The sequence below is a fragment of the Mycolicibacterium austroafricanum genome (assembly GCF_902705885.1).
GTDB classification, from domain to species: Bacteria; Actinomycetota; Actinomycetes; order Mycobacteriales; family Mycobacteriaceae; genus Mycobacterium; species Mycobacterium vanbaalenii_A.
Map to the genome: position 1 here is coordinate 1 of NZ_CACSIP010000053.1, position 18,850 is coordinate 18,850.

20 protein-coding genes and 1 pseudogene are annotated in these 18,850 nt (G+C 67.0%); 13 read left to right on the top strand and 8 right to left on the bottom strand.

Annotated features, from left to right (window positions below; genetic code table 11):
- A pseudogene (locus tag BEMPMBAN_RS32825) lies at positions 1-104 on the top strand (RNA-binding protein); the annotation flags it as partial.
- Between the two features lie 284 nt (positions 105-388).
- Here the strand turns inward: BEMPMBAN_RS32825 and BEMPMBAN_RS27840 are convergent.
- Complete coding sequence (locus BEMPMBAN_RS27840; protein ID WP_159234721.1) at positions 389-871, bottom strand: TspO/MBR family protein; 483 nt, start codon at positions 869-871, stop codon at positions 389-391.
- Between the two features lie 249 nt (positions 872-1,120).
- Here BEMPMBAN_RS27840 and BEMPMBAN_RS27845 point away from each other — a divergent pair, with 249 nt between their 5' ends.
- On the top strand, positions 1,121-2,575 hold the full coding sequence (locus tag BEMPMBAN_RS27845) for an MFS transporter (protein WP_159234749.1): 1,455 nt from the start codon (positions 1,121-1,123) through the stop codon (positions 2,573-2,575).
- A 2-nt stretch (positions 2,576-2,577) separates the two neighbouring features.
- On the opposite strand, the gene BEMPMBAN_RS27850 is transcribed toward BEMPMBAN_RS27845, so the two are convergent.
- On the bottom strand, positions 2,578-3,027 hold the full coding sequence (locus BEMPMBAN_RS27850; protein ID WP_159234722.1) for a type II toxin-antitoxin system Rv0910 family toxin: 450 nt from the start codon (positions 3,025-3,027) through the stop codon (positions 2,578-2,580).
- A 467-nt stretch (positions 3,028-3,494) separates the two neighbouring features.
- Between BEMPMBAN_RS27850 and BEMPMBAN_RS27855 the strand changes: the two genes are divergently transcribed.
- From BEMPMBAN_RS27855 to BEMPMBAN_RS27870, 4 genes are all read left to right on the top strand, one after another.
- Positions 3,495-4,535 carry an ABC transporter ATP-binding protein gene (locus BEMPMBAN_RS27855; RefSeq protein ID WP_337761927.1) on the top strand — a complete coding sequence of 347 codons (1,041 nt, stop codon included), beginning with the start codon at positions 3,495-3,497 and terminating at the stop codon, positions 4,533-4,535.
- 68 nt (positions 4,536-4,603) lie between these two features.
- The gene (locus BEMPMBAN_RS27860) at positions 4,604-5,797 is read left to right on the top strand and encodes a polyamine ABC transporter substrate-binding protein (RefSeq protein WP_159234723.1); all 1,194 of its coding nucleotides are present in this window, start codon (positions 4,604-4,606) and stop codon (positions 5,795-5,797) included.
- A 111-nt stretch (positions 5,798-5,908) separates the two neighbouring features.
- Positions 5,909-6,784, top strand: coding sequence for an ABC transporter permease (locus BEMPMBAN_RS27865; protein ID WP_159234724.1), 876 nt, complete (start codon positions 5,909-5,911; stop codon positions 6,782-6,784).
- Complete coding sequence (locus tag BEMPMBAN_RS27870) at positions 6,781-7,638, top strand: ABC transporter permease (RefSeq protein WP_159234725.1); 858 nt, start codon at positions 6,781-6,783, stop codon at positions 7,636-7,638. The genes BEMPMBAN_RS27865 and BEMPMBAN_RS27870 overlap by 4 nt, the downstream gene beginning before the upstream one ends.
- Positions 7,639-7,663: 25 nt before the next feature.
- Here BEMPMBAN_RS27870 and BEMPMBAN_RS27875 read toward each other — a convergent pair whose 3' ends face one another.
- The gene (locus BEMPMBAN_RS27875) at positions 7,664-8,047 is read right to left on the bottom strand and encodes a hypothetical protein (protein WP_159234726.1); all 384 of its coding nucleotides are present in this window, start codon (positions 8,045-8,047) and stop codon (positions 7,664-7,666) included.
- 59 nt (positions 8,048-8,106) lie between these two features.
- Positions 8,107-8,265, bottom strand: a complete 159-nt coding sequence (locus tag BEMPMBAN_RS27880; RefSeq protein ID WP_159234727.1) for a hypothetical protein — start codon at positions 8,263-8,265, stop codon at positions 8,107-8,109.
- A gap of 129 nt (positions 8,266-8,394) precedes the next feature.
- On the opposite strand from BEMPMBAN_RS27880, the gene BEMPMBAN_RS27885 reads away from it, so the two are divergent.
- The 3 genes from BEMPMBAN_RS27885 to phoU all read left to right on the top strand — a co-directional run bounded on the left by BEMPMBAN_RS27885 (position 8,395) and on the right by phoU (position 11,267).
- Complete coding sequence (locus BEMPMBAN_RS27885; protein ID WP_234897735.1) at positions 8,395-9,129, top strand: ZIP family metal transporter; 735 nt, start codon at positions 8,395-8,397, stop codon at positions 9,127-9,129.
- Positions 9,130-9,231: 102 nt separating this feature from the next.
- The gene (locus BEMPMBAN_RS27890; protein WP_159234728.1) at positions 9,232-10,560 is read left to right on the top strand and encodes a phosphoribosyltransferase; all 1,329 of its coding nucleotides are present in this window, start codon (positions 9,232-9,234) and stop codon (positions 10,558-10,560) included.
- 41 nt (positions 10,561-10,601) lie between these two features.
- Positions 10,602-11,267, top strand: coding sequence for a phosphate signaling complex protein PhoU (gene phoU / locus BEMPMBAN_RS27895; protein WP_159234729.1), 666 nt, complete (start codon positions 10,602-10,604; stop codon positions 11,265-11,267).
- A gap of 10 nt (positions 11,268-11,277) precedes the next feature.
- On the opposite strand, the gene BEMPMBAN_RS27900 is transcribed toward phoU, so the two are convergent.
- From BEMPMBAN_RS27900 to BEMPMBAN_RS27910, 3 genes are all read right to left on the bottom strand, one after another.
- Entirely contained in the window at positions 11,278-12,141 is an 864-nt protein-coding gene (locus BEMPMBAN_RS27900; protein ID WP_159234730.1) for an EamA family transporter, read from the bottom strand.
- A gap of 75 nt (positions 12,142-12,216) precedes the next feature.
- On the bottom strand, positions 12,217-12,495 hold the full coding sequence (locus BEMPMBAN_RS27905; protein ID WP_159234731.1) for a GlsB/YeaQ/YmgE family stress response membrane protein: 279 nt from the start codon (positions 12,493-12,495) through the stop codon (positions 12,217-12,219).
- 72 nt (positions 12,496-12,567) lie between these two features.
- Positions 12,568-13,434: an enoyl-CoA hydratase/isomerase family protein gene (locus BEMPMBAN_RS27910; RefSeq protein WP_159234732.1), complete on the bottom strand. Its 867-nt coding sequence runs from the start codon at positions 13,432-13,434 to the stop codon at positions 12,568-12,570.
- 99 nt (positions 13,435-13,533) lie between these two features.
- Here BEMPMBAN_RS27910 and BEMPMBAN_RS27915 point away from each other — a divergent pair, with 99 nt between their 5' ends.
- From BEMPMBAN_RS27915 to BEMPMBAN_RS27930, 4 genes are all read left to right on the top strand, one after another.
- Positions 13,534-14,427: a DoxX family protein gene (locus BEMPMBAN_RS27915; RefSeq protein WP_159234733.1), complete on the top strand. Its 894-nt coding sequence runs from the start codon at positions 13,534-13,536 to the stop codon at positions 14,425-14,427.
- A 95-nt stretch (positions 14,428-14,522) separates the two neighbouring features.
- Complete coding sequence (locus BEMPMBAN_RS27920) at positions 14,523-15,008, top strand: RDD family protein (protein WP_159234734.1); 486 nt, start codon at positions 14,523-14,525, stop codon at positions 15,006-15,008.
- 103 nt (positions 15,009-15,111) lie between these two features.
- Positions 15,112-15,843 (top strand): FadR/GntR family transcriptional regulator, encoded by a 732-nt coding sequence (locus BEMPMBAN_RS27925; protein ID WP_159234735.1) that lies wholly within the window; start codon positions 15,112-15,114, stop codon positions 15,841-15,843.
- 93 nt (positions 15,844-15,936) lie between these two features.
- The gene (locus tag BEMPMBAN_RS27930; RefSeq protein WP_159234736.1) at positions 15,937-16,818 is read left to right on the top strand and encodes an SCO6745 family protein; all 882 of its coding nucleotides are present in this window, start codon (positions 15,937-15,939) and stop codon (positions 16,816-16,818) included.
- An 8-nt stretch (positions 16,819-16,826) separates the two neighbouring features.
- Here BEMPMBAN_RS27930 and BEMPMBAN_RS27935 read toward each other — a convergent pair whose 3' ends face one another.
- Complete coding sequence (locus BEMPMBAN_RS27935) at positions 16,827-18,809, bottom strand: primary-amine oxidase (RefSeq protein WP_159234737.1); 1,983 nt, start codon at positions 18,807-18,809, stop codon at positions 16,827-16,829.
- Positions 18,810-18,850: the final 41 nt, after the last annotated feature.

Here is an 18,850-nt window from a genome sequence, read left to right on the forward strand (position 1 = left end):
CACCGCCACCACCGCCGCCGCCACCGCCGCCACCGCCCCCTCCGCCGGATGTCACCGTCTGCGCGGACTTCGGACGGCGCATCAGCGTGAGCGGATGCGTATAGCTTCTGTCGCGCATCAGCGCGATCTCCAGCATGTTTCGCGAAGCGCGGAACAGATCAACCGTCAGTCGAACCGGTCGGAACTCTGTTGACCCGCAACTGATCTCGAGAGCACGGGCTACCAACCCGACGATCGTCGGATCGTTGAGTTGGTCGTCACCCCGGTGGCTCTGCGCAAAGCGGGAGGCATGAAACCGGCCTCCTCCGAGATCAGAAGAGCGCAGGCCGTCGCGATGTCCCCGGGCCGGCCCATTCGCCGCACCGGGGTGTGGCCACCTCGCCGGTGTTCAGCGGTTCAGCTGCCATATCCGCGTGGACAGCACCGTCGCGAATGCGCACCACGCCGGGTATGCGGCCAGCGCCGCACCGGCGGGGGCGTTCACCGCGGCCGCCCGGCGCGCCAGGTCGACACTGCTGGCGGTCAGCACTCCCGCGCCGAGCGCAGCCGCGCCCAACCGCTTGCGGTTGAAGAAGACCCAGCTCCAGCCGGCATTGAGCACCAGGTTGGCGGCCAATGCCCGGGTGTACGCCCGCGCCTGGTCGGAATCTCCGCGGTCGTTCAACGTGTCGATGGTCGAGGCGGACACGACCGCGATGTCGCTGTACAGAACGTTCCACGCAATGGGGAAGGCCATCCGGGGCGGCTGGAAGCCCGGCTTCTTGAGCCGGTCGTACCACGGCGATTGGACCGCAGGTGTGGTGGCGAGGGCTCCGAGACCGGCGGCGGCGAACGCCGCCCCGGCGGTCTTGGCGAGGGTCAACGGGCGCATGGCGGGTCCTTCCTACGGCGGGCGGTGGCATGACGATCATTACCCCGATCCCGGTATCGCGAACCCGCGGGGTCGGGGCTGGCACGCATCTTCCTGGCGTTCTCCACCGCCGAGGTCCCCAACCTGGCCAGTGCGTTCCCGCTGTGGCCCTCGACCCGTTGTCGGCACTGCTCGGCCGGCCGTGATAATCAACAGGGAAATCAAGATGACCTAATGATCGGAGCAGACGTGCACGAGACCGGCGCCGGGATGTCCGGCAAGCTGGTCGACCCACCGACCAGGGCGCCGCGCTTCCTGGTCGTCGGGCTGAGCGTGGTGGTGCTCACAGTGGCGGTGCTGCAGACCGCGGTGGTCCCCGTGCTCGGGGTGATCGCCGATCAGCTGGGGGCGTCGACGGTGGCGGTCAGCTGGGTGGTGACGGCCAACCTGCTGGCGGCCGCTGCCGCGACCCCGCTGATCGGACGCCTCGCCGACCTGCACCGCAAGAAGCGTGTGCTGCTCGTCGTGCTGGCTGTCGTGTTGGCCGGTTCCCTGCTGGCCGCGACCACCACGTCGCTGGCGCTGCTGATCCTCGCCCGGGTGCTGCAGGCGGCATCGTTCGCGCTGTACCCGATCAGCATCGCGATCCTGCGCGAAGAGATCAGGCAGGACCGGATGGGATCGGCGATGGCGGTGCTGTCCGGCACGCTGGGTTTCGGCGGCGGCACCGGCCTGGTGGTGGTGGGTCTGCTGATGAGCGGCGACCCCGGGTACCACCGCGTCTTTTGGCTCACCACGGCGTTCACGGTGCTCGTTGTGGTGATCGTGGTGCTCGTCGTCCCGGACCGACCGCGGAGCACCACCGGCTCGATCGACTGGCTGGGTGCGCTGGGACTGGCTGCGGGATTGTCCGCGCTGCTGCTGGCGATCACCCAGGGCACCTCGTGGGGGTGGGGCTCGCCGTGGACGGTCGCCAGCGCAGGCGGCGGAGTCCTCGTCCTGATCGGCTGGTGGGTGTGGGAGAAGCGCACCGCACGCCCGCTGGTCTCGACCCGTATGCTGTCGCGGCGCACGATGCTGTTCACCAACCTCGCAACCATCTTCGTGGGCATGGGGCTGTACTTCGCGTTTCTCGGCCTCACCCAGTTCGTCCAGATACCGCGGGATGTCGCCGGTTACGGCTTCAGCGCGACGGTGCTCGAGGCCAGCGTGATCTACCTACTGCCCGGCGCGGTCACCGGCTTCGCCGTGGCGTTGTTGAGCGGGCGCTTCATCGACCGGTTCGGCGCACGACCGGTCCTGGTGGTCGCCGCCATGGCGGGAATCACCGGCTTTCTGTTCATCGCATTCGCGCACTCGTCGCCGTGGCAGGTGATCACCGCGAACATCCTGGCCAACGCCTACATCAGTCTCGGCTACGGGGCGCTGCCCGCGCTGGTCGTCGGCGAGGCCCCGGCCGGTGAGACCGGGGTCGCCACGAGCATGAACGCGATCGCCCGCACGGTCGGCAGCTCCACGGCCGCCGCACTGGTCGCCGTCCTGCTCAGCCGGACAACACTCGCTGGGACCCCGATGGAGAGCAGCTTCGTCGCCATCTTCGTCGGCGGTGCCATCACCGCCGGGCTGGCGATGGTGCTGATCGCGTTGTCACGACAGCGGACCCCTGCCGTCGCAACCCCGGAAGCCCGTTACGAGTCACGGGCCATGAACCACGAGTGGGGCTGACGTCAGCGCAGTTCGGCCAGGTTGCACACCGACCGCCGCACATCCCCCTTGATGACCCGGGCGACCACCCCGCCGACCGGCGTGTTCAGCAGACCGCCGGACAACTCGGCGACGACGCGGAACGTCGAGCCGTCGGCACCGCCGGGATCGTCTCGGCCCCCGGGTTCGACCTGCATCGACAGTGTGATGCAGACACCACCGCGACCGTTGCCGAGCAGTTCGATCTCCTTGGGCTCGTCGTACCTGGTGACGCGCCAGTGGATGACGTTGCGGAACCCCTTGACCTTGATCAACGACGACACCTGGGTGTCGACGTCGATGACCGACGGAACCTCACTCTTCCAGCCCCCGAAAATCGTCAGCCATTCGTCGAAGCGCCGAAGGTCCGAGGCGAGCTCCCAGGCGCGCTCCGGACCGAGTTCGGACGAGACTGCCACGTCGACTGAAGCCATGCCCTAACCACTACCCCATCGGATGCCCCAGGTAAACGGCCCGCCGGACCGGCCGCCGGATTCTGACGCGTGGTGAGCCCGTCTGCTGCGACACTGTGACTTCACGATCACTGTTGCCGGCGGGCGCCCGCACCGGCAACAGTTCTGTGCCCGGACATCGCGGATTCTCGGGTGATTGCCCGCCAGCAGCGAGGGATTCCATTGTGTTTTTGTAAATTCGTTGCGGAATCGCTTGCGAAGGGCTGTTCAATCCGCGAAGGTTTATCGACAGCCCCTGAGGCTGTACCTGAGGAGGACCTGCGCTGACCGGCACACACACCACCGCTGTAGACCACACGGCGGGATCGGAGGCCACCCGCGCCAAGGGCGGTCCCGTCATCGAGATCGACCACGTCACCAAACGCTTCGACGACTACGTCGCAGTCGCCGACGCGGACTTCTCGATCGCGTCCGGGGAGTTCTTCTCCATGCTCGGACCGTCGGGGTGCGGCAAGACCACCACGCTGCGGATGATCGCGGGCTTCGAGACGCCCAGCGAGGGAGCCATCCGGCTCGAAGGCGCAGACGTCTCGCGAACACCCCCGAACAAGCGCAACGTCAACACGGTGTTCCAGCACTATGCGCTTTTCCCGCACATGACCGTGTGGGACAACGTCGCCTATGGCCCTCGCAGCGCACAGCTGGACAAGCGCGAAGGCAAAGGCACCGTGCGCAAGCGCGTCGACGAACTACTCGAGATCGTGCGCCTGAGCGATTTCGCGCAGCGCAAGCCCGCCCAGCTGTCCGGCGGCCAGCAGCAGCGAGTCGCGCTGGCCCGCGCCCTGGTGAACTATCCCAGCGCGCTGCTGCTCGACGAACCTCTCGGCGCATTGGACCTCAAGCTTCGTCACGCCATGCAGTTCGAGCTCAAGCGCATCCAGCGCGAGGTCGGGATCACGTTCGTCTACGTGACCCACGACCAGGAGGAGGCGCTGACAATGAGCGACCGCATCGCGGTCATGAATGCAGGCAACGTCGACCAGATCGGCACCCCGACAGAGATCTACGACCGGCCCTCGACGGTGTTCGTCGCGAGCTTCATCGGCCAGGCCAACCTGTGGTCAGGGCGCCAGACGGGGCGCGCCAACCGCGAGTTCGTGGAGGTCGAGGTCCTCGGCTCGACGCTGAAAGCCCGCCCGGGCGACACCACCATCGAGCCCGGCGGCCATGCCGCGCTGATGGTGCGCCCGGAGCGGGTGCGGGTGTCGATCGACGCCCCGACCGGCGACGTCGCCGGGGTGCGGGCCACGGTCCGCGATCTGACCTTCCAGGGCCCGGTGGTGCGGCTGTTGCTGGCGGCGCCGGACGATTCGGAGATCATCGCCCACGTCGGCCCGGAACAGGACCTTCCGCTGCTGCGCCCGGGCGATGAGGTCTACGTGTGCTGGGCACCAGACGCCTCACTGGTGTTGCCCGGCGCCGACATTCCCACCACCGAGGATCTCGAGGAGATGCTCGACGACTCCTGACGCTTCCCCCGCCGGCCCGTCCGGCGCGACCCCGTCCCCCATCGGAGCCGACGAAAGGCACAGTTGCCATGTCCCGTGATCTTCCCCTCCCCATCGACCCTGCGCTGTTCGCCCGGCTGACGGCGAACCGGACCTCTCGGCGGCGCTTCATCGGCGGTGGCGCCGCTGCCGCCGCCGCGTTGACGATGGGCTCGTCGTTTCTGACCGCCTGCGGATCAGACAGCGGCACCTCCAGCGCCCCCACCGACGACGGCGGTCCCGCCAGCGGCACCCTGCGCATCTCGAACTGGCCGCTGTACATGGCCGACGGATTCATCGCCGACTTCCAGACGGCATCCGGGATCACCGTCGACTACAAGGAAGACTTCAACGACAACGAACAGTGGTTCGCCAAGGTCCGGGAGCCGTTGTCGCGCAAGCAGGACATCGGCGCGGACCTGGCGATCCCGACGACGTTCCTGGCGGTGCGGCTGCACCAACTCGGCTGGCTCAACGACATCAGCGACGAGGGCGTGCCCAACAAGAAGAACATCCGCCCGGACCTGCTCGAGGGCAGTGTCGACCCGGGCCGCAAGTTCAGCGCACCGTACATGTCCGGCCTCGTCGGAATCGCCTACAACCGCGCGGCAACCGGCCGGGACATCACCACCATCGACGACATGTGGGATCCGGCGTTCCGGGGACGGGTCAGCCTGTTCTCCGACGCGCAGGACGGTCTCGGGATGATCATGCTGTCGCAGGGGAACACACCGGAGGACCCGACCACCGAGAGCGTGCAGCAGGCGATCGATCTGGTCCGCGAGCAGAATGACAGGGGCCAGATCCGCAGGTTCACCGGCAACGACTACGCCGACGACCTGGCGTCCGGAAACATCGCTGTCGCACAGGCCTATTCGGGCGATGTGGTGCAGCTGCAGGCCGACAACCCCGATCTCCAGTTCGTCGTGCCCGAGACGGGCGCGACCACCTTCGTCGACACCATGGTGATCCCCTACACCACGCAGAACCAGAAGGCCGCCGAGGCGTGGATCGACTATGTCTACGACCGAGCCAACTACGCCAAGTTGGTCGCTTACACGCAGTTCGTTCCGGTGCTCTCCGGCATGACCGAGGAACTGGAGAAAGTGGATCCGGAGGCCGCCCGCAATCCGCTGATCAACCCGCCCCAGGAGATTCTGGACAGGTCGAAGGGCTGGGCGGCGCTGACCGACGAGCAGACGCAGGAGTACAACACCGCGTACGCCGCCGTCACCGGCGGCTGAGCACGTGGCCTTGCGGACGCGAGGAGCACAAACGGCCTTGCGGACGCGAGGAGCACAAACGGCCTTGCGGACGCGAGGAGCACAAACGGCAGCGCGGACGCGAGGAGCAGAATGGCAGGGGTAGCCACCAGCAGCCGGCAGCGGAGCAAGATCGCCCCGTATCTGATGATCCTGCCGGCGCTGGCGTACCTCGGCATCTTCTTCGTGGTGCCGTTCTTCTCGCTGGCGCGGACATCGTTGTCGGAGACCGGCGGGTCGGTGTTCATGCCGACATTGACCTTCGCCTGGGACGTCGGCAACTACACCGATGCGTTTGTTCTGTACAAGGACCAGATCTTCCGGTCCTTCGGGTACGCGTTCGCGGCCACCGTGCTGTGCCTGCTGTTGGCGTTCCCGCTGGCGTATGTCATCGCGTTCAAGGCGGGCCGTTTCAAGAACCTGATCCTCGGCCTGGTGATCCTGCCGTTCTTCGTGACGTTCCTGATCCGCACGATCGCGTGGAAGACGATCCTGGCCGACAACGGTTGGCTCGTCAGCACATTGGGAACCATCGGCCTGCTCCCGGAGGAGGGGCGGCTGCTGTCCACGAGTTGGGCGGTCATCGGCGGGCTGACCTACAACTGGATCATCTTCATGATCCTGCCGTTGTACGTCAGCCTGGAAAAGATCGACCCGCGACTGCTGGAGGCATCCAAGGATCTCTATTCCTCGGCGCCACGTAGCTTCCGCAAGGTGATCCTGCCGCTGGCGATGCCGGGCGTGCTCGCCGGGAGCATGTTGGTGTTCATTCCCTCAGTGGGTGATTTCATCAACGCCGACTATCTCGGCAGTACCCAGACGACGATGATCGGCAATGTCATCCAGAAGCAGTTCCTCGTCGTCAAGGACTACCCCGCCGCTGCCGCGCTGAGCCTCGGGTTGATGCTCACGATCCTCGTCGGCGTGCTGCTATATGCGCGGGCGCTCGGCACGGAGGACCTGGTATGACCACACAGGCAGGTGCCGCGGTCGCCACCGCCACGCAGCACGACGCCCACCCGAAAAGCGTGAAGGCACGCCGTAAGTGGGGCGACGTGTTGCTGCGCATCGTCGCTGCGCTGGTGCTGGCCTACCTGTTCCTGCCGATCTTCGTGATCATCCTGTTCTCGTTCAACAAGCCGGTCGGCAGGTTCAACTACACCTGGGAGGGCTTCACACTCGAGAACTGGGCAGATCCGTTCAGGTATCCACCGCTGACCGACGCGCTGAAACTCAGTCTCAACGTCGCCGCGGTGTCCACCGCCGTGGCCCTGGTGCTGGGCACTCTGGTGGCAGTGGCGCTGGTGCGCCAACGGTGGCGCGGACAGCGAGCGGTCGACACGTTCTTGATCCTGCCGCTCACGGCCCCCGAAGTGGTGATGGGCGCGGCGCTGCTGACCTTGTTCCTGGACCTGAGCTGGCCGGCCGGCTACACCACGATCCTGATCGCGCACATCGCCTTCGAGGTCAGCTTCATCGCGATGACGGTGCGTGCCCGGGTCCGCGGTTTCGACTGGACCCTCGAGGACGCTTCGCTGGATCTGGGCGCAGGCCCTGCCCGGACATTCTTCAAGGTCACGCTGCCGCTGATCGTTCCCGGTATCGTCGCTGCGGCGATGCTGTCGTTCGCGTTGTCGCTGGACGACTTCATCATCACCTATTTCGTCAGCGGATCGACGGTCACCTACCCGCTCTATGTCAACGCGGCGGTCAAAGCGGCCGTACCGCCGCAGATCAACGTGCTGGCCACCGCGATCCTGGTGGTGAGCCTGATCCTGTTGGCCGTGGGCACGTTGTACCGGCGCAAGAGATTCGCCAGCTGATCGGTGCCGAAGTGAACGACGGAGCTTATTTCAGCTGCATCGTGTGATGGTTGACCGCGATCTCGTGTTGCATCTCGGCCCGGGACAGTTCATGCATGCCGCATTCGCAGGCAGCCGGCACCAGATCGTCGGCGTAGCGGCCCGCATCCAAGACGTCGACGTAGCGCGAGCCGTGTCTGCTCGCGTGGTGCGCAGCGTCGACAAAATCGCGGTCTCCGTGCGCGTGCGGGCCGACACGTGATTCGAACACCGCGCCGGCGGATGTACTGAAAACAGCTGCGACATGGTGGCTTCGGCCACAACGGACCCGCAACAGAGCGCGTTCGTCTCGGTCGTCGCCGAGCGCGTCCAGCGCCTCCAGGGCTGCCGCCCGGCGTTCAGTCGGTGTGGTGTCGTTCTGATGCCTCATGGCTTCCTCCGCATTCCGGGCCGAACCTCTCGAACGGGTACTGACCAGACGGTGCCGCGTCAGGAGTCGAAGGTCACCTCCTCGACCGTCTGCGACGCCGAAGCCGGCGTACCCGTGTTCACGACCCACAGGAGGTCGCGGGGCGTCTGCACATTCGACACCAGGTGGGCGGGCAGGGAGACCGCGAAGGTGGAGTGTGCGCACCAATTCGAGAACACGGGCGGCAGGCATTGAGTCAGCAGACCTTGGCCCCCAGACAGTCGGCACAAGTGCCCTGTAGACGGCAGATCCGGCCCCGGCGACCACAATCCTCTGCCGCTCTGGAACGGTGCCGATAGGGTCGGACCGTGTCCACCCTGGGCTGGATCCTGTTGGCGGGCTTGGCCATGAGCGCGCTGGCCCTCGTGGGCAGCACCGCCCTGCTCATACCGGACCGGTTGTTTTCGCGCATCGTGATGCCTTTGGTGGGTCTGGCGGCTGGTGCGCTGCTGGGCGGCGCGCTCTTTCACATGCTGCCCGAATCGATTTCGGCGATCGGCGACCACCTGTCGGTCTTTGCGTGGGTCGCCGCCGGGTTGTTCTCATTTCATGTACTCGAACAGTTCTTGCACTGGCACCACTGCCATCGTCCGATCCGCGAGCACCGGCCCCTGGGCTACCTCATACTCGCCGCCGACGGACTGCACAACCTCATCGGCGGCATGGCGGTGGGGAGCGCATTCGTCGTCGACTTTCGCCTCGGCATCGTCACGTGGTTGGTGGCGGCGGCCCACGAGATTCCGCAGGAGCTCGGTGACTTCGGAATCCTCGTGCACAGCGGCTGGAACGCCCGGCAGGCGTTGCTCTACAACGTCCTGTCAGCACTGACATTTCCTGCGGGAGGGCTGCTCGCATACGGGTTCGCCGGCCATGTCGACGTCGCGGTGCTGGTGCCGTTCGCCGCCGGGAACTTCATATACATCGCACTCACCGATCTGCTGCCGGAGATCAGCACGTCGCCGGTCGCCAAGCACAAGATCGTGCAGACGCTCAGCTTCGCAATCGGACTCCTGCTGCTCTGGGTGATCGCTGTGCTGGCGTGAGAGGTAGACTCCCCGTCGGGACGCGGTTCGGGGACCCTGGTCAACCGGCTGAAGGACTAAGTTCCATTCCGGTGCGTGGCCACTTCGGGGAACACTCGGTTGATGAGACCGTTTGACGATCGGATGGACGCTGGACGCCAACTGGCACAGCATCTCGATCCCCTACGCGGCCAGGACATCGTGGTCCTCGGCCTGCCGCGGGGCGGCGTGCCGGTGGGCTTTCAGGTCGCCCAGTCGCTGCAGGCCCCACTCGACGTGCTCGTCGTGCGCAAGCTCGGCGTCCCCTTCCAGCCCGAACTCGCCTTCGGCGCCATCGGTGAGGACGGGGTGCGGGTGCTCAACGACCGCGTGGTCCACGAGGCGCACCTCGACGGCGACGCGATGGGTGCCGTCGAACGCAAGCAGCGGGCCGAACTACGGCGCCGTGTGGGACGCTTCCGCGCCGGGCGCAGCCGGATTCCGTTGACGGGGCGGATCGCCGTCATCGTCGACGACGGCATCGCCACCGGTGCGACCGCCAAAGCGGCATGCCAGGTCGCCCGCGCTCACGGCGCGAAAAGGGTCGTGTTGGCGGTGCCGATCGGACCTGACGATCTCGCCGAGCAGTTCGCCGGATACGCCGACGAGGTGATCTGCCTGCGAACGCCCACGTACTTCTCCGCTGTCGGGCAGGGATACCGCCATTTCACGCAGACCTCCGACGACGAGGTGGTCACACTGCTCGACCGAGCGCGGGGTGGCACTCCGAAAGCCGCGGGCACCGGGGCCGAGGACCCACCGCTGTGCGACGAAGAAGTCGAGGTGGCCGCAGGGCCGGTGATGTTGGCAGGACATCTGACCGTCCCCGAAAGCCCTTCGGGTGTCGTCGTCTTCGCACACGGCAGCGGGAGTGGCCGGCACAGCCCTCGAAATCGTTATGTCGCTGAGATATTGAATGAGGCTGGCCTTGCCACTCTGTTGCTCGATCTGCTCACACCCGACGAGGAACGTCACCGGGCCAACGTCTTTGACATCGAATTACTGGCCCGACGCCTGGTTGACGTCACATTCTGGCTGGCGGGCCGGCCCGCCACAGCGTCCCTTCCGGTCGGCTACTTCGGTGCGAGCACCGGCGCGGGGGCGGCGCTGGTCGCGGCTGCCGATCCCCGCACGAAGGTCGGCGCGGTCGTGTCCCGCGGTGGCAGGCCCGATCTCGCCGGTCGCTCGCTGATGAAGGTCTCGGTTCCCACCTTGCTGATCGTGGGCGGGCAGGACGATGTGGTCTTCGAGCTGAACCGACAGGCGCAGGCGGCAATACCCGGCAAGTGCAAACTCAGCGTGGTTCCGCGCGCCACGCACCTGTTCGAAGAACCGGGCACGCTCGAACAGGTGGCGAAGCTGGCGCGTGAGTGGTTCGTCGACCACCTCAGCCGCGTCGTCGCGCGGCCGTAGCGACGCTGTTCTGCCGCGAAACACCCAAGGAGGCAAGGCGAATGCGAACTAGATACCACCAAGAGCTGGCCGAACTGGGCACCTCACTGACGCAGTTGTGCGATTTGTCCGCGACCCTCATCGGTCACGCGACCCGGGCACTGCTCGACGCTGACCTCGAGCTGGCGGAGCAGGTCATCAGCGACTACGGCAGGGTGACGGCACTGAGCGCCGCCGCCGAGGAGCGGGCCATTTCGTTGCTGGCCCTCCAACAGCCGGTCGCCGGCGACCTTCGCAGCATCGTCAGCTGCATTCGCTGCATCGGTGACGTCGAGCGGATGGGCGCCCTGGCCGTACACGTCGCCAAGATCGTCCGCGAGCGACATCCAGAGCACGTGCTGCCTGCAGGGTTCGAGGGCGAGTTCGCCGAGATGGGCCGGATCGCGGTCGAGTTGGCCGGCAACGCGAAGACGGTGGTGGGCTCGGGCGACCCGGAGAAAGCGGCCGGACTGCGCGAGCAGGACGACGTCATGGACGGAATGCACCGCCGGCTGTTCGCAGCGCTGTTGGACCGAGGGTGGAAGCACGGCGCCGGTGCCGCCGTCGACCTCGCGCTGCTAGGACGCTTCTACGAACGCTTCGCCGACCATGCCGTGGAGATCGGCCGACGCGTCGTCTTCGAGACGACCGGCACGCTGCCACCCGAGCAGGAGGTCGGGACCTACTAGCGGATTGCGCTCAGGCCACCTCGAGTGGCACCGTTGCCCGGGCGCCGGCGCGTGCCGCACCCGAGCCTGCTGCTACCACGAAGAGAATGCCGACCACAGCCAAGGCGCTCGGGATCTGGTTGAGCACAAGCAGTCCGACGATCATTGCCAACGCCGGTTCCAGGCTCATCAGGGTTCCGAACGCTGCGGTGGTGAGCCGGCGAAGCGCCAGCATCTCCAAGGTGAACGGCACCACCGGCAACAGAATGGCGAGGCCGAATCCGATCAGCAGGATCTGCGGCGTCATCCGGTCGAATACCGCGGGACCCACGGCAAGGGTCGCCACCAATCCGGCGACGGGCATCGACACCGCGAGGCCGTTGATCCCGGCGACCTCGTCCCCGACCCGCTGGGTGAGCAGGATGTACCCCGCCCAGCAGACGGCGGCGGCGAGCGCGTACATGACACCGACGGGGTCGACCGTTCCGCTCCACGGCTGGGTGAGCAGCACAACGCCCGCCGCGGCCAGACCCGGCCACAGCGTGCGGGCCCGACCACGACCCCGCGCGACGGCCACTCCCAGCGGTCCCAGGAATTCCAGTGCGCTGGCGGTGCCCAGCGGGATGCGCTCCAGTGCCGCCATGAACAACAGCGTGATCGCGGCGGTGACGACGCCGAGCAACACACACATCAGGAAGCTTCTGCGGGTGAACACCGCCCGACGCGGCCGAACGATGACCAGAAGCAGGATTCCTGCCCAAACCAGTCGCAGCCATGCCACGCCGTCCACGCCGATGTCGTCGATCAGCGACACCGCAACCGCCAGACCCAGCTGCAGACACACCATGGCGCCCAGCGCCATGAACGCGCCGGTACGGGCCTGCTCGGTGCTCACCCCTGCATTGAACGGGACGCCGACCACTCGGGTCCACGCGTTTTCGCCCGGCGCGCGGACCCGGGCGTGACAGAGCTAGTGGGCGGCGGTGCTGCGTCGTCCGGTGACACCGAGGTAGATCGCGATCAGCACGATCGCGATGATGATGCCGACCAGGAACGGGATGATCTGGAACCCGCCGTTCTCGTTGGGGTACCCGAGCTGATAGGTGACCCAGGATCCCAGAAACGACCCGAGGGCACCGAGCGCCACGGTCATGATGACCCCGATGTTCTGCTTCCCGGGCATGATCAGCCGGGCCAGACCTCCCACGATCAGCCCGACGACGATGGCTCCGAGGATCGTCCAAAGCATGTCGTACTCCTCACAGGTCGTTCCGGTGGACTGCTCACTGCCTGGGTGTGCTCTACCCGGCCTGGGTGTGCTCTACCCGTTTTCGCCGGCCCCTACCCCCGGGGCCGTCGCGGGCCGATCCCGTCGGGGATCCGGCACGGGCTGCCAGTCCTGCGACACCGACGACGTCCAGCGGGGTGGGCGCCGCTCCAAGAATGCGGACACTCCTTCGCGCGCATCGGCGGTGCCCAACACGCGCCGGTGCAACTCGGTCTCCAGCGCAGCCACCTCGCGAGGGCCGTAGCCCTGGGTCATCGTGTCCCAGAGCAGCCTCTTGGTCAGGGCCGCCGACATCGGTGACACGTTGACGGCGATGTCGCGGGCGATCGTCATGGTGTGGTCGAGCACTTCGGCCGCGATCAGTGTGCGGGTGGCGAGGCCCATCGCCGCGGCTTCCTCGCCGTCGAACGTCCGTCCGGTCAGCAGGAGGTCCGCGGCGACCGCAGCGCCAGCCAGATGGGGCAGCGTCCAGTGCGACATGCAATCCGGCAGCACACCGCGCCGGACCTGCGCGACAGCATATTTGGCGTCGGTTGCCATGATCCGGAGGTCGGCCTGAAGCGCGATCGTCAGCCCGATGCCGATGGCGTGACCGTTGACCGCGGCAAGCACGGGCTTGCGCAGTTCGAAGGCGGCGGGGTCGATAGGCGACGCGGTGAACCCGCGGGCCCCGGATTCGGCGTCGAACGGGTTCGTCCCCGCCGTGAAGTCGGCGCCGGCACAGAACGCATTTCCCGCGCCGGTCAATACGATCGCGCGGACCTCATCGGCGACGTCGCACTGCCGATAGGCCCGGCTGAGCTGCTCACCCATCGCCATGGTGTAGGCGTTGCGCCGCTCCGGCCGGTTCAGGGTCAACAGCGCCACGCCGTCCGCGACGGTCACGGTCAGCTCAGTCATCCCGCGAATTTAGCGCCCCGAACCGCAGCGCAACGAGCCGACGGCAGCCGGGCCGAAGTGCCGGGTTTGCCGCGGCACCACCGCGGGAACACAGGCCCCATGTTGATCCGACGTGTTGCTCGCCCCATGCTCTCGGCAGTGTTCATCTCGCGTGGCGTCGAGGCCCTTCGAAGCCCCAAGCCCGCAGCGGATGCGACCCGCCAGACCCTCGAGGAACTCAGCAAACTTCCGGATCCGGTCGGCACAAATGTACCCTCGGATGCCGAGACGGTGGCCCGGGTCAGCGCGGCGGTGCAGATCGGTGGAGGACTTCTACTCGCGACAGGCAAGCTGCCCCGGGTGGCGTCGGCCGCCCTGGCACTGAGCGTGGTTCCGGGTTCGCTTGGTGGACACGCATTCTGGAACGAGTCCGACCCCGGGCGCAAAGCCGAGGAGCGCCGCGCGTTCGTCACCGACGTCAGCCTGATCGGCGGACTCATCATCGCGGCCCTGGACACCGAGGGCAGGCCCTCACTGGGATGGCGCGGACGGCGCGCGGCCCGCAAGATGTCCGAGGCCGTGTCCTCGGCGCTACCCGCCGGCCACAGCTCCGGAGGCTCGCTGGCCGACAGCGAGTTCGCCGAGAAGGTCGGTCACGGTCTGCACGTCGGCGCCGAACGCGGCAGCAAGCTGGCGCACGTCGCTCGCGAGCGCGGCGGCGAGCTCGCCGAGGTCGCCCGCGAACGTGGTGGGGAGCTGGCCAGCGAGTGGGCCGAGGTGGCCCGCGACCGCGGTGGTGACCTGGCGGTGGCTGCGAAGACCCGCGGTGGCGAGCTAGCAGAAGTCGCCCGCGCCCGCGCGCCGGAGTTGGCCGAGGTGGCCCGGGGCCGCAGCGGCGAGTGGGCCGAACTGGCGCGCCACCGTGCCGAGGTGGCCCGCCAGCGCGCCGCAGAGCTTGCCGAGACCGCCGAAACCGAGGCCAAAAAGGCCAAGAAGAAGAACCGTCGCCGCTGAGGCCGGTCCGGCTTTGGCGCATATCCCCTCCCCGGCAGCGGGCGGATCGATACGGTGAGGACGCATCCTGACTTCGCAACAGAGAGCGGACTCCCATGACGAGCGACTACCCACCCCAGCCAGGCCAGTTCCCGCAGGGTTACCCGCCACCCGGCGGTGCACAGCAACCCGGCGGCCTCGGTCTGCGCTTCGCCGCCCGGGTGATCGACGGGGTGATCGTCGGGATCGTCGGCGGCATCATCGTCTATGCCATCGGAATGGCTTCCAACATCTGGATCACCGGCCTGTTCACCGGGGCGCTGACATTCCTGTACTACCTGGCCTTCGAAGTGACCCAGGGGTGGACGCCCGGCAAGAAGCTGCTGGGTCTACGAGTGCACGGGCCCGGCGGGGCGGCTAAGCCGACCGTCCAGCAGTCCGCGATCCGGAACTCGTGGACATTGCTTCCGATCGTGCCGTTCGTCGGCGGTCTGCTCGGTGTCGTGGCGATCGTGATCATCGCGATCACCATCAACGGAAGTCCGACCAAGCAGGGCAAACACGACGAATTCGCAGGGGGCACGCAAGTCGTCAAAGGCTGAAGAACCGGCGTCGACACCAAACCTGGTAAGTCATATCATTGCATCTGGATTACGAAAACATCTGCTTTATCGAGCCCGGCAAACGGTATGACAAGATGTATGAGTGCAACCGGAACCTCACGGCGGCGCGCTGCACAACAGCCTGCTGACGGCGCTGGGCACGTCCATCGTGTCCGGCGAGTATCCGGCGGGCCAGGTGATCACTCTCGACGGCGTCAGCGCTGAACACGGAATGTCACGCAGCGTCGCACGCGAGGCGATCCGCGTGCTGGAATCGATGGGGATGGTCGAATCCCGCCGCCGAGTGGGTATCACCATCCAACCCGCCCATCGATGGAACGTGTTCGACCCCAGGCTGATTCGTTGGCGGCTGGACTCCGGGGATCGCGCCGCCGTGCTGTTGTCACTGTCCGAATTGCGCAAGGGTTTCGAGCCGGCCGCCGCAGTGCTGGCGGCTCGGCGGGCCGATCCCCACCAGTGCCGGATCATGGCGGCGGCGGTCTCGGACATGGTGGTGAACGGCCGGTCGGGGGATCTCGAGGCGTATCTGCTGGCCGACAAGATCTTTCACCGCACCCTGCTGGAAGCCAGCGGCAACGAGATGTTCAGGGCCCTCAACGGGGTGGTCTCGGAGTTGCTCGGCGGTCGCACACACCACGGGATGATGCCGGACAAACCCAACCCGACGGCGATCGAACTGCACGACGAGGTTGCCCGCGCCATCAGGTTGGGGGACGAGGCGGCGGCGGAGCGGGCGATGCGCGCGATCATCGACGAAGCCGCCGAGGCGGTGTCCAATGACGCCCCGTCTGTTCTCCAGCCACCCGCCCAGTAGCTGCCGCGGACCCCGCAGCGGACGCCAGCCGGCGTCGGGACGTTTGCAGGGTCCCGAGCAGAGCATGTCCCGGCCTCATGATTGACTGCGGACGTGAACAGAACACCCCTTCTCGCGCGCCGGCTGTTCGACCGCATCGAACCGGTGCACGCCGTGACTTACTTTGCCCCCGAAGCCAGGTCGGCCCTCGACGGTCTGGGCTACCGCGGGTTCTGGATGGGGTACTTCGCGGCCCGCTCGGCCCCGTTGGGGCCGGCGCCGGCGGCGGTCGTCACCGCCGCGTTCTACAACTTCACCCCCGAGCGGGTCGCCAAGGCACTTCCCGATGCATGGGAGGCGGCGCCCCCCGCCGACGCGCTGCGAGCCCGCGAACAGTCGGCCGTCGCGGCGCTGCGACGCTACGGCGTCACCGACGAGGACGCGGCCCCGGCCGCTGAACTTGCGGCGAAGGCGGCGTGCAGCGGCGACGTGGGCGGACGCCCCATGTACGCCGCCAACCGTGCGCTGGACTGGCCGCAACAGCCGCTCGCCCAGCTGTGGCATGCGGCCACCCTGCTACGGGAACACCGCGGCGACGGCCACGTCGCGGTGCTGACCGCCGAAGGGGTGTCCGGGCGCGAGTGCAACGTGCTGCATGCGGCGGACGGCCGGGTACCCGAAGCGATGATCAAACGCAGCCGCGACTACGACGATGCCCAATGGGCACACCATCGCGACGCGCTGCGGCGCCGAGGGCTACTCGACCCCGACGGGCTCACCCAGGCCGGCCGTCGGCTCAAACAGCACATCGAGGACACCACCGACGCGCTGGCCCTACCGGTGCTCGATGCGCTCGAGGACAGCGACGTGGAGGCACTGTTCCGGGCGCTCACGCCGATCACCAGGAAGGTGGTGGCCGGCGCCGATGTGCCTGCCGGCACGCCGATGGGGTTGAACCGTGATGATCTCGACGACGACAGCGCCCACCTGGGCTGACGGTGTGATCAGTGGTGCGTGCCGGCCACATCGAGCGCAGGGTTTCGATCGAAGAACCCAAAAGGCTTGAGCCAGAAGGACACCACGTCCACCGGCATCACCGGCCAGTCCTCCGGCCTGGTGATGTGGTGGATGCCGAACACGTACCACAACACCACGTCGGTGTTGTCGATGGAACGGTCGGCCGCGGTCCACCGGGCAAGCCCGCTGTCCCGGACTGACTGATTGACGAATTCCCCTGCGGGCCAGCGTTCATCGGGACTGTTCGGCGTGACCCACAGGGTGTGGCCGATGACGCGGGCGCGCTCCAGCACCGGCGATCCCGGCTCGAACATCGACGGGATGGCCCCGGTCGGGACGAGTTTGTACGACGGGTGCACACCCAGCCCGGTGACGACGTTGGTGTTGACCACCTTCCACGCGCGCTGGGTGGCGAAGTTGACGTCCTGCTTGGCCTCGCCCTCGGTGCGCAGTGCGGTGTTGCTCACCACCATCGAGAGTCCGTGCGGGTTGTCGGGACCGACCGCTTCGGCATAGGACTCCGACATGAACACCGTGTTGTCACTGCCATCGATGTCCATGTCCAGCCGGGCGATCAGGAAGTGTTGGTGAAACGGCGCATACGTGCGTTCGTCGACCAGTGTTCCGTTGGGATTGGGTGCCCCGGGCGGCAACGGTGTGGTCACCATGATGCCGGTGGCACGCACCTCACATTCGATGTTGCCGTCCTGGTAGAGCCGCCAGTAGACGAGGTACTCGTAGTTGGCGACGGTGACGTGGAACGACAGCGTGAGCCGGCGCATCCGCCGTACCTCGGCACCGATGTCATGGTCGACGTGCTTCCAGAGCACGGCGTTGTCTTCCTCATGAATGCAGACGGCGTTGCGGATCGTGTAGGGCTCACCCTTGCTGTTGTGCAGCACCGCGTCCAGATAGCGGATCTCCCCCAGGCAGTCACAACCCAGGTCCAGCGAGGTGGTCATGAAACCCAGACCCCATTCGCCGATGTCGAAGGCGGTACGCCGGTAGTGGTCCGGAGACGGGTCACGGTAGGGAACGACCATCTCCGCGAACGACATCCGGTGTGCTACCGAGCGGTCCCGGTCTCCGTCGCGGTAGCGCACGGTGTGCAGTGTCATGCCCTCCCGGTGGTTGAACCCGACGCGCAACGACCAGTTCTGCCAGCGCACCAGGTTGCCGTCGAGGGTGAACGACGGGCCGTCCGGCTGGGTGATGTGCAGCGGCTTGAGCGGCTCGCGGCGGCTGGCGGCGCGGATGCGCTCGGGGATGTGGCTGGGCACGTACTCCCCCATCACCTCCGGCGCCTTGATCACGCCCGCCGCGAACGGGCCGTCGTCCTCCACCCGCAGCAACTCCATGCGGTTGACGTCGATGACGCAGTGCAGCCCGCTCACCAGACGGGCGTACGGGTTTGCGCCCGGCGCGGCCTTGACCCAGCTGTCCGACCAGCCGATCCTGCGGTCCCGGAACTCCGGCGGAGCAACTGCCTCCCCGTAGGTCCAGGTGTCGAAGAACACCAGATCCATGTCGGTGACCCCGCGGCCGGCCAACGCGGCGACGACGTCCGGATGTGAGCGAAGCAGCTGATCGCACTCGACGAACTCGTCGACGGTGAAGTTCGCCTGCACCCCGGGAATGTGCTCGAACGCCTCGACCCGGTCGTCGGACAGCGACACCACGCTCTTGTAGGTGGCGTTGTCGGTTCGGTTGAAGCAGATGACCTTCACCCGCCGGGGCGGTCGAGGGCCACCGTCTGAGTACGCCGCCAACTCTGCTTTCGAGGGTTCGACCAGTTCGATCGAGGCGTACCGCCACCCGAGGTCGTTACCGGACCCGGGGGTGGCCCGAACGTCATGCTCGAGCTGCAGGATCGCCACGACGGAACGGAACTCTTCGGCGCCGAGAGGGTCGAGCGGGAAACCGGCCGGAGGTGAATCATTGGGCTGCGACACGGACCAACGCAACCACATTCGCCGGCACCGGGCACGGGGATCACCCAAGTTCGGCAGGC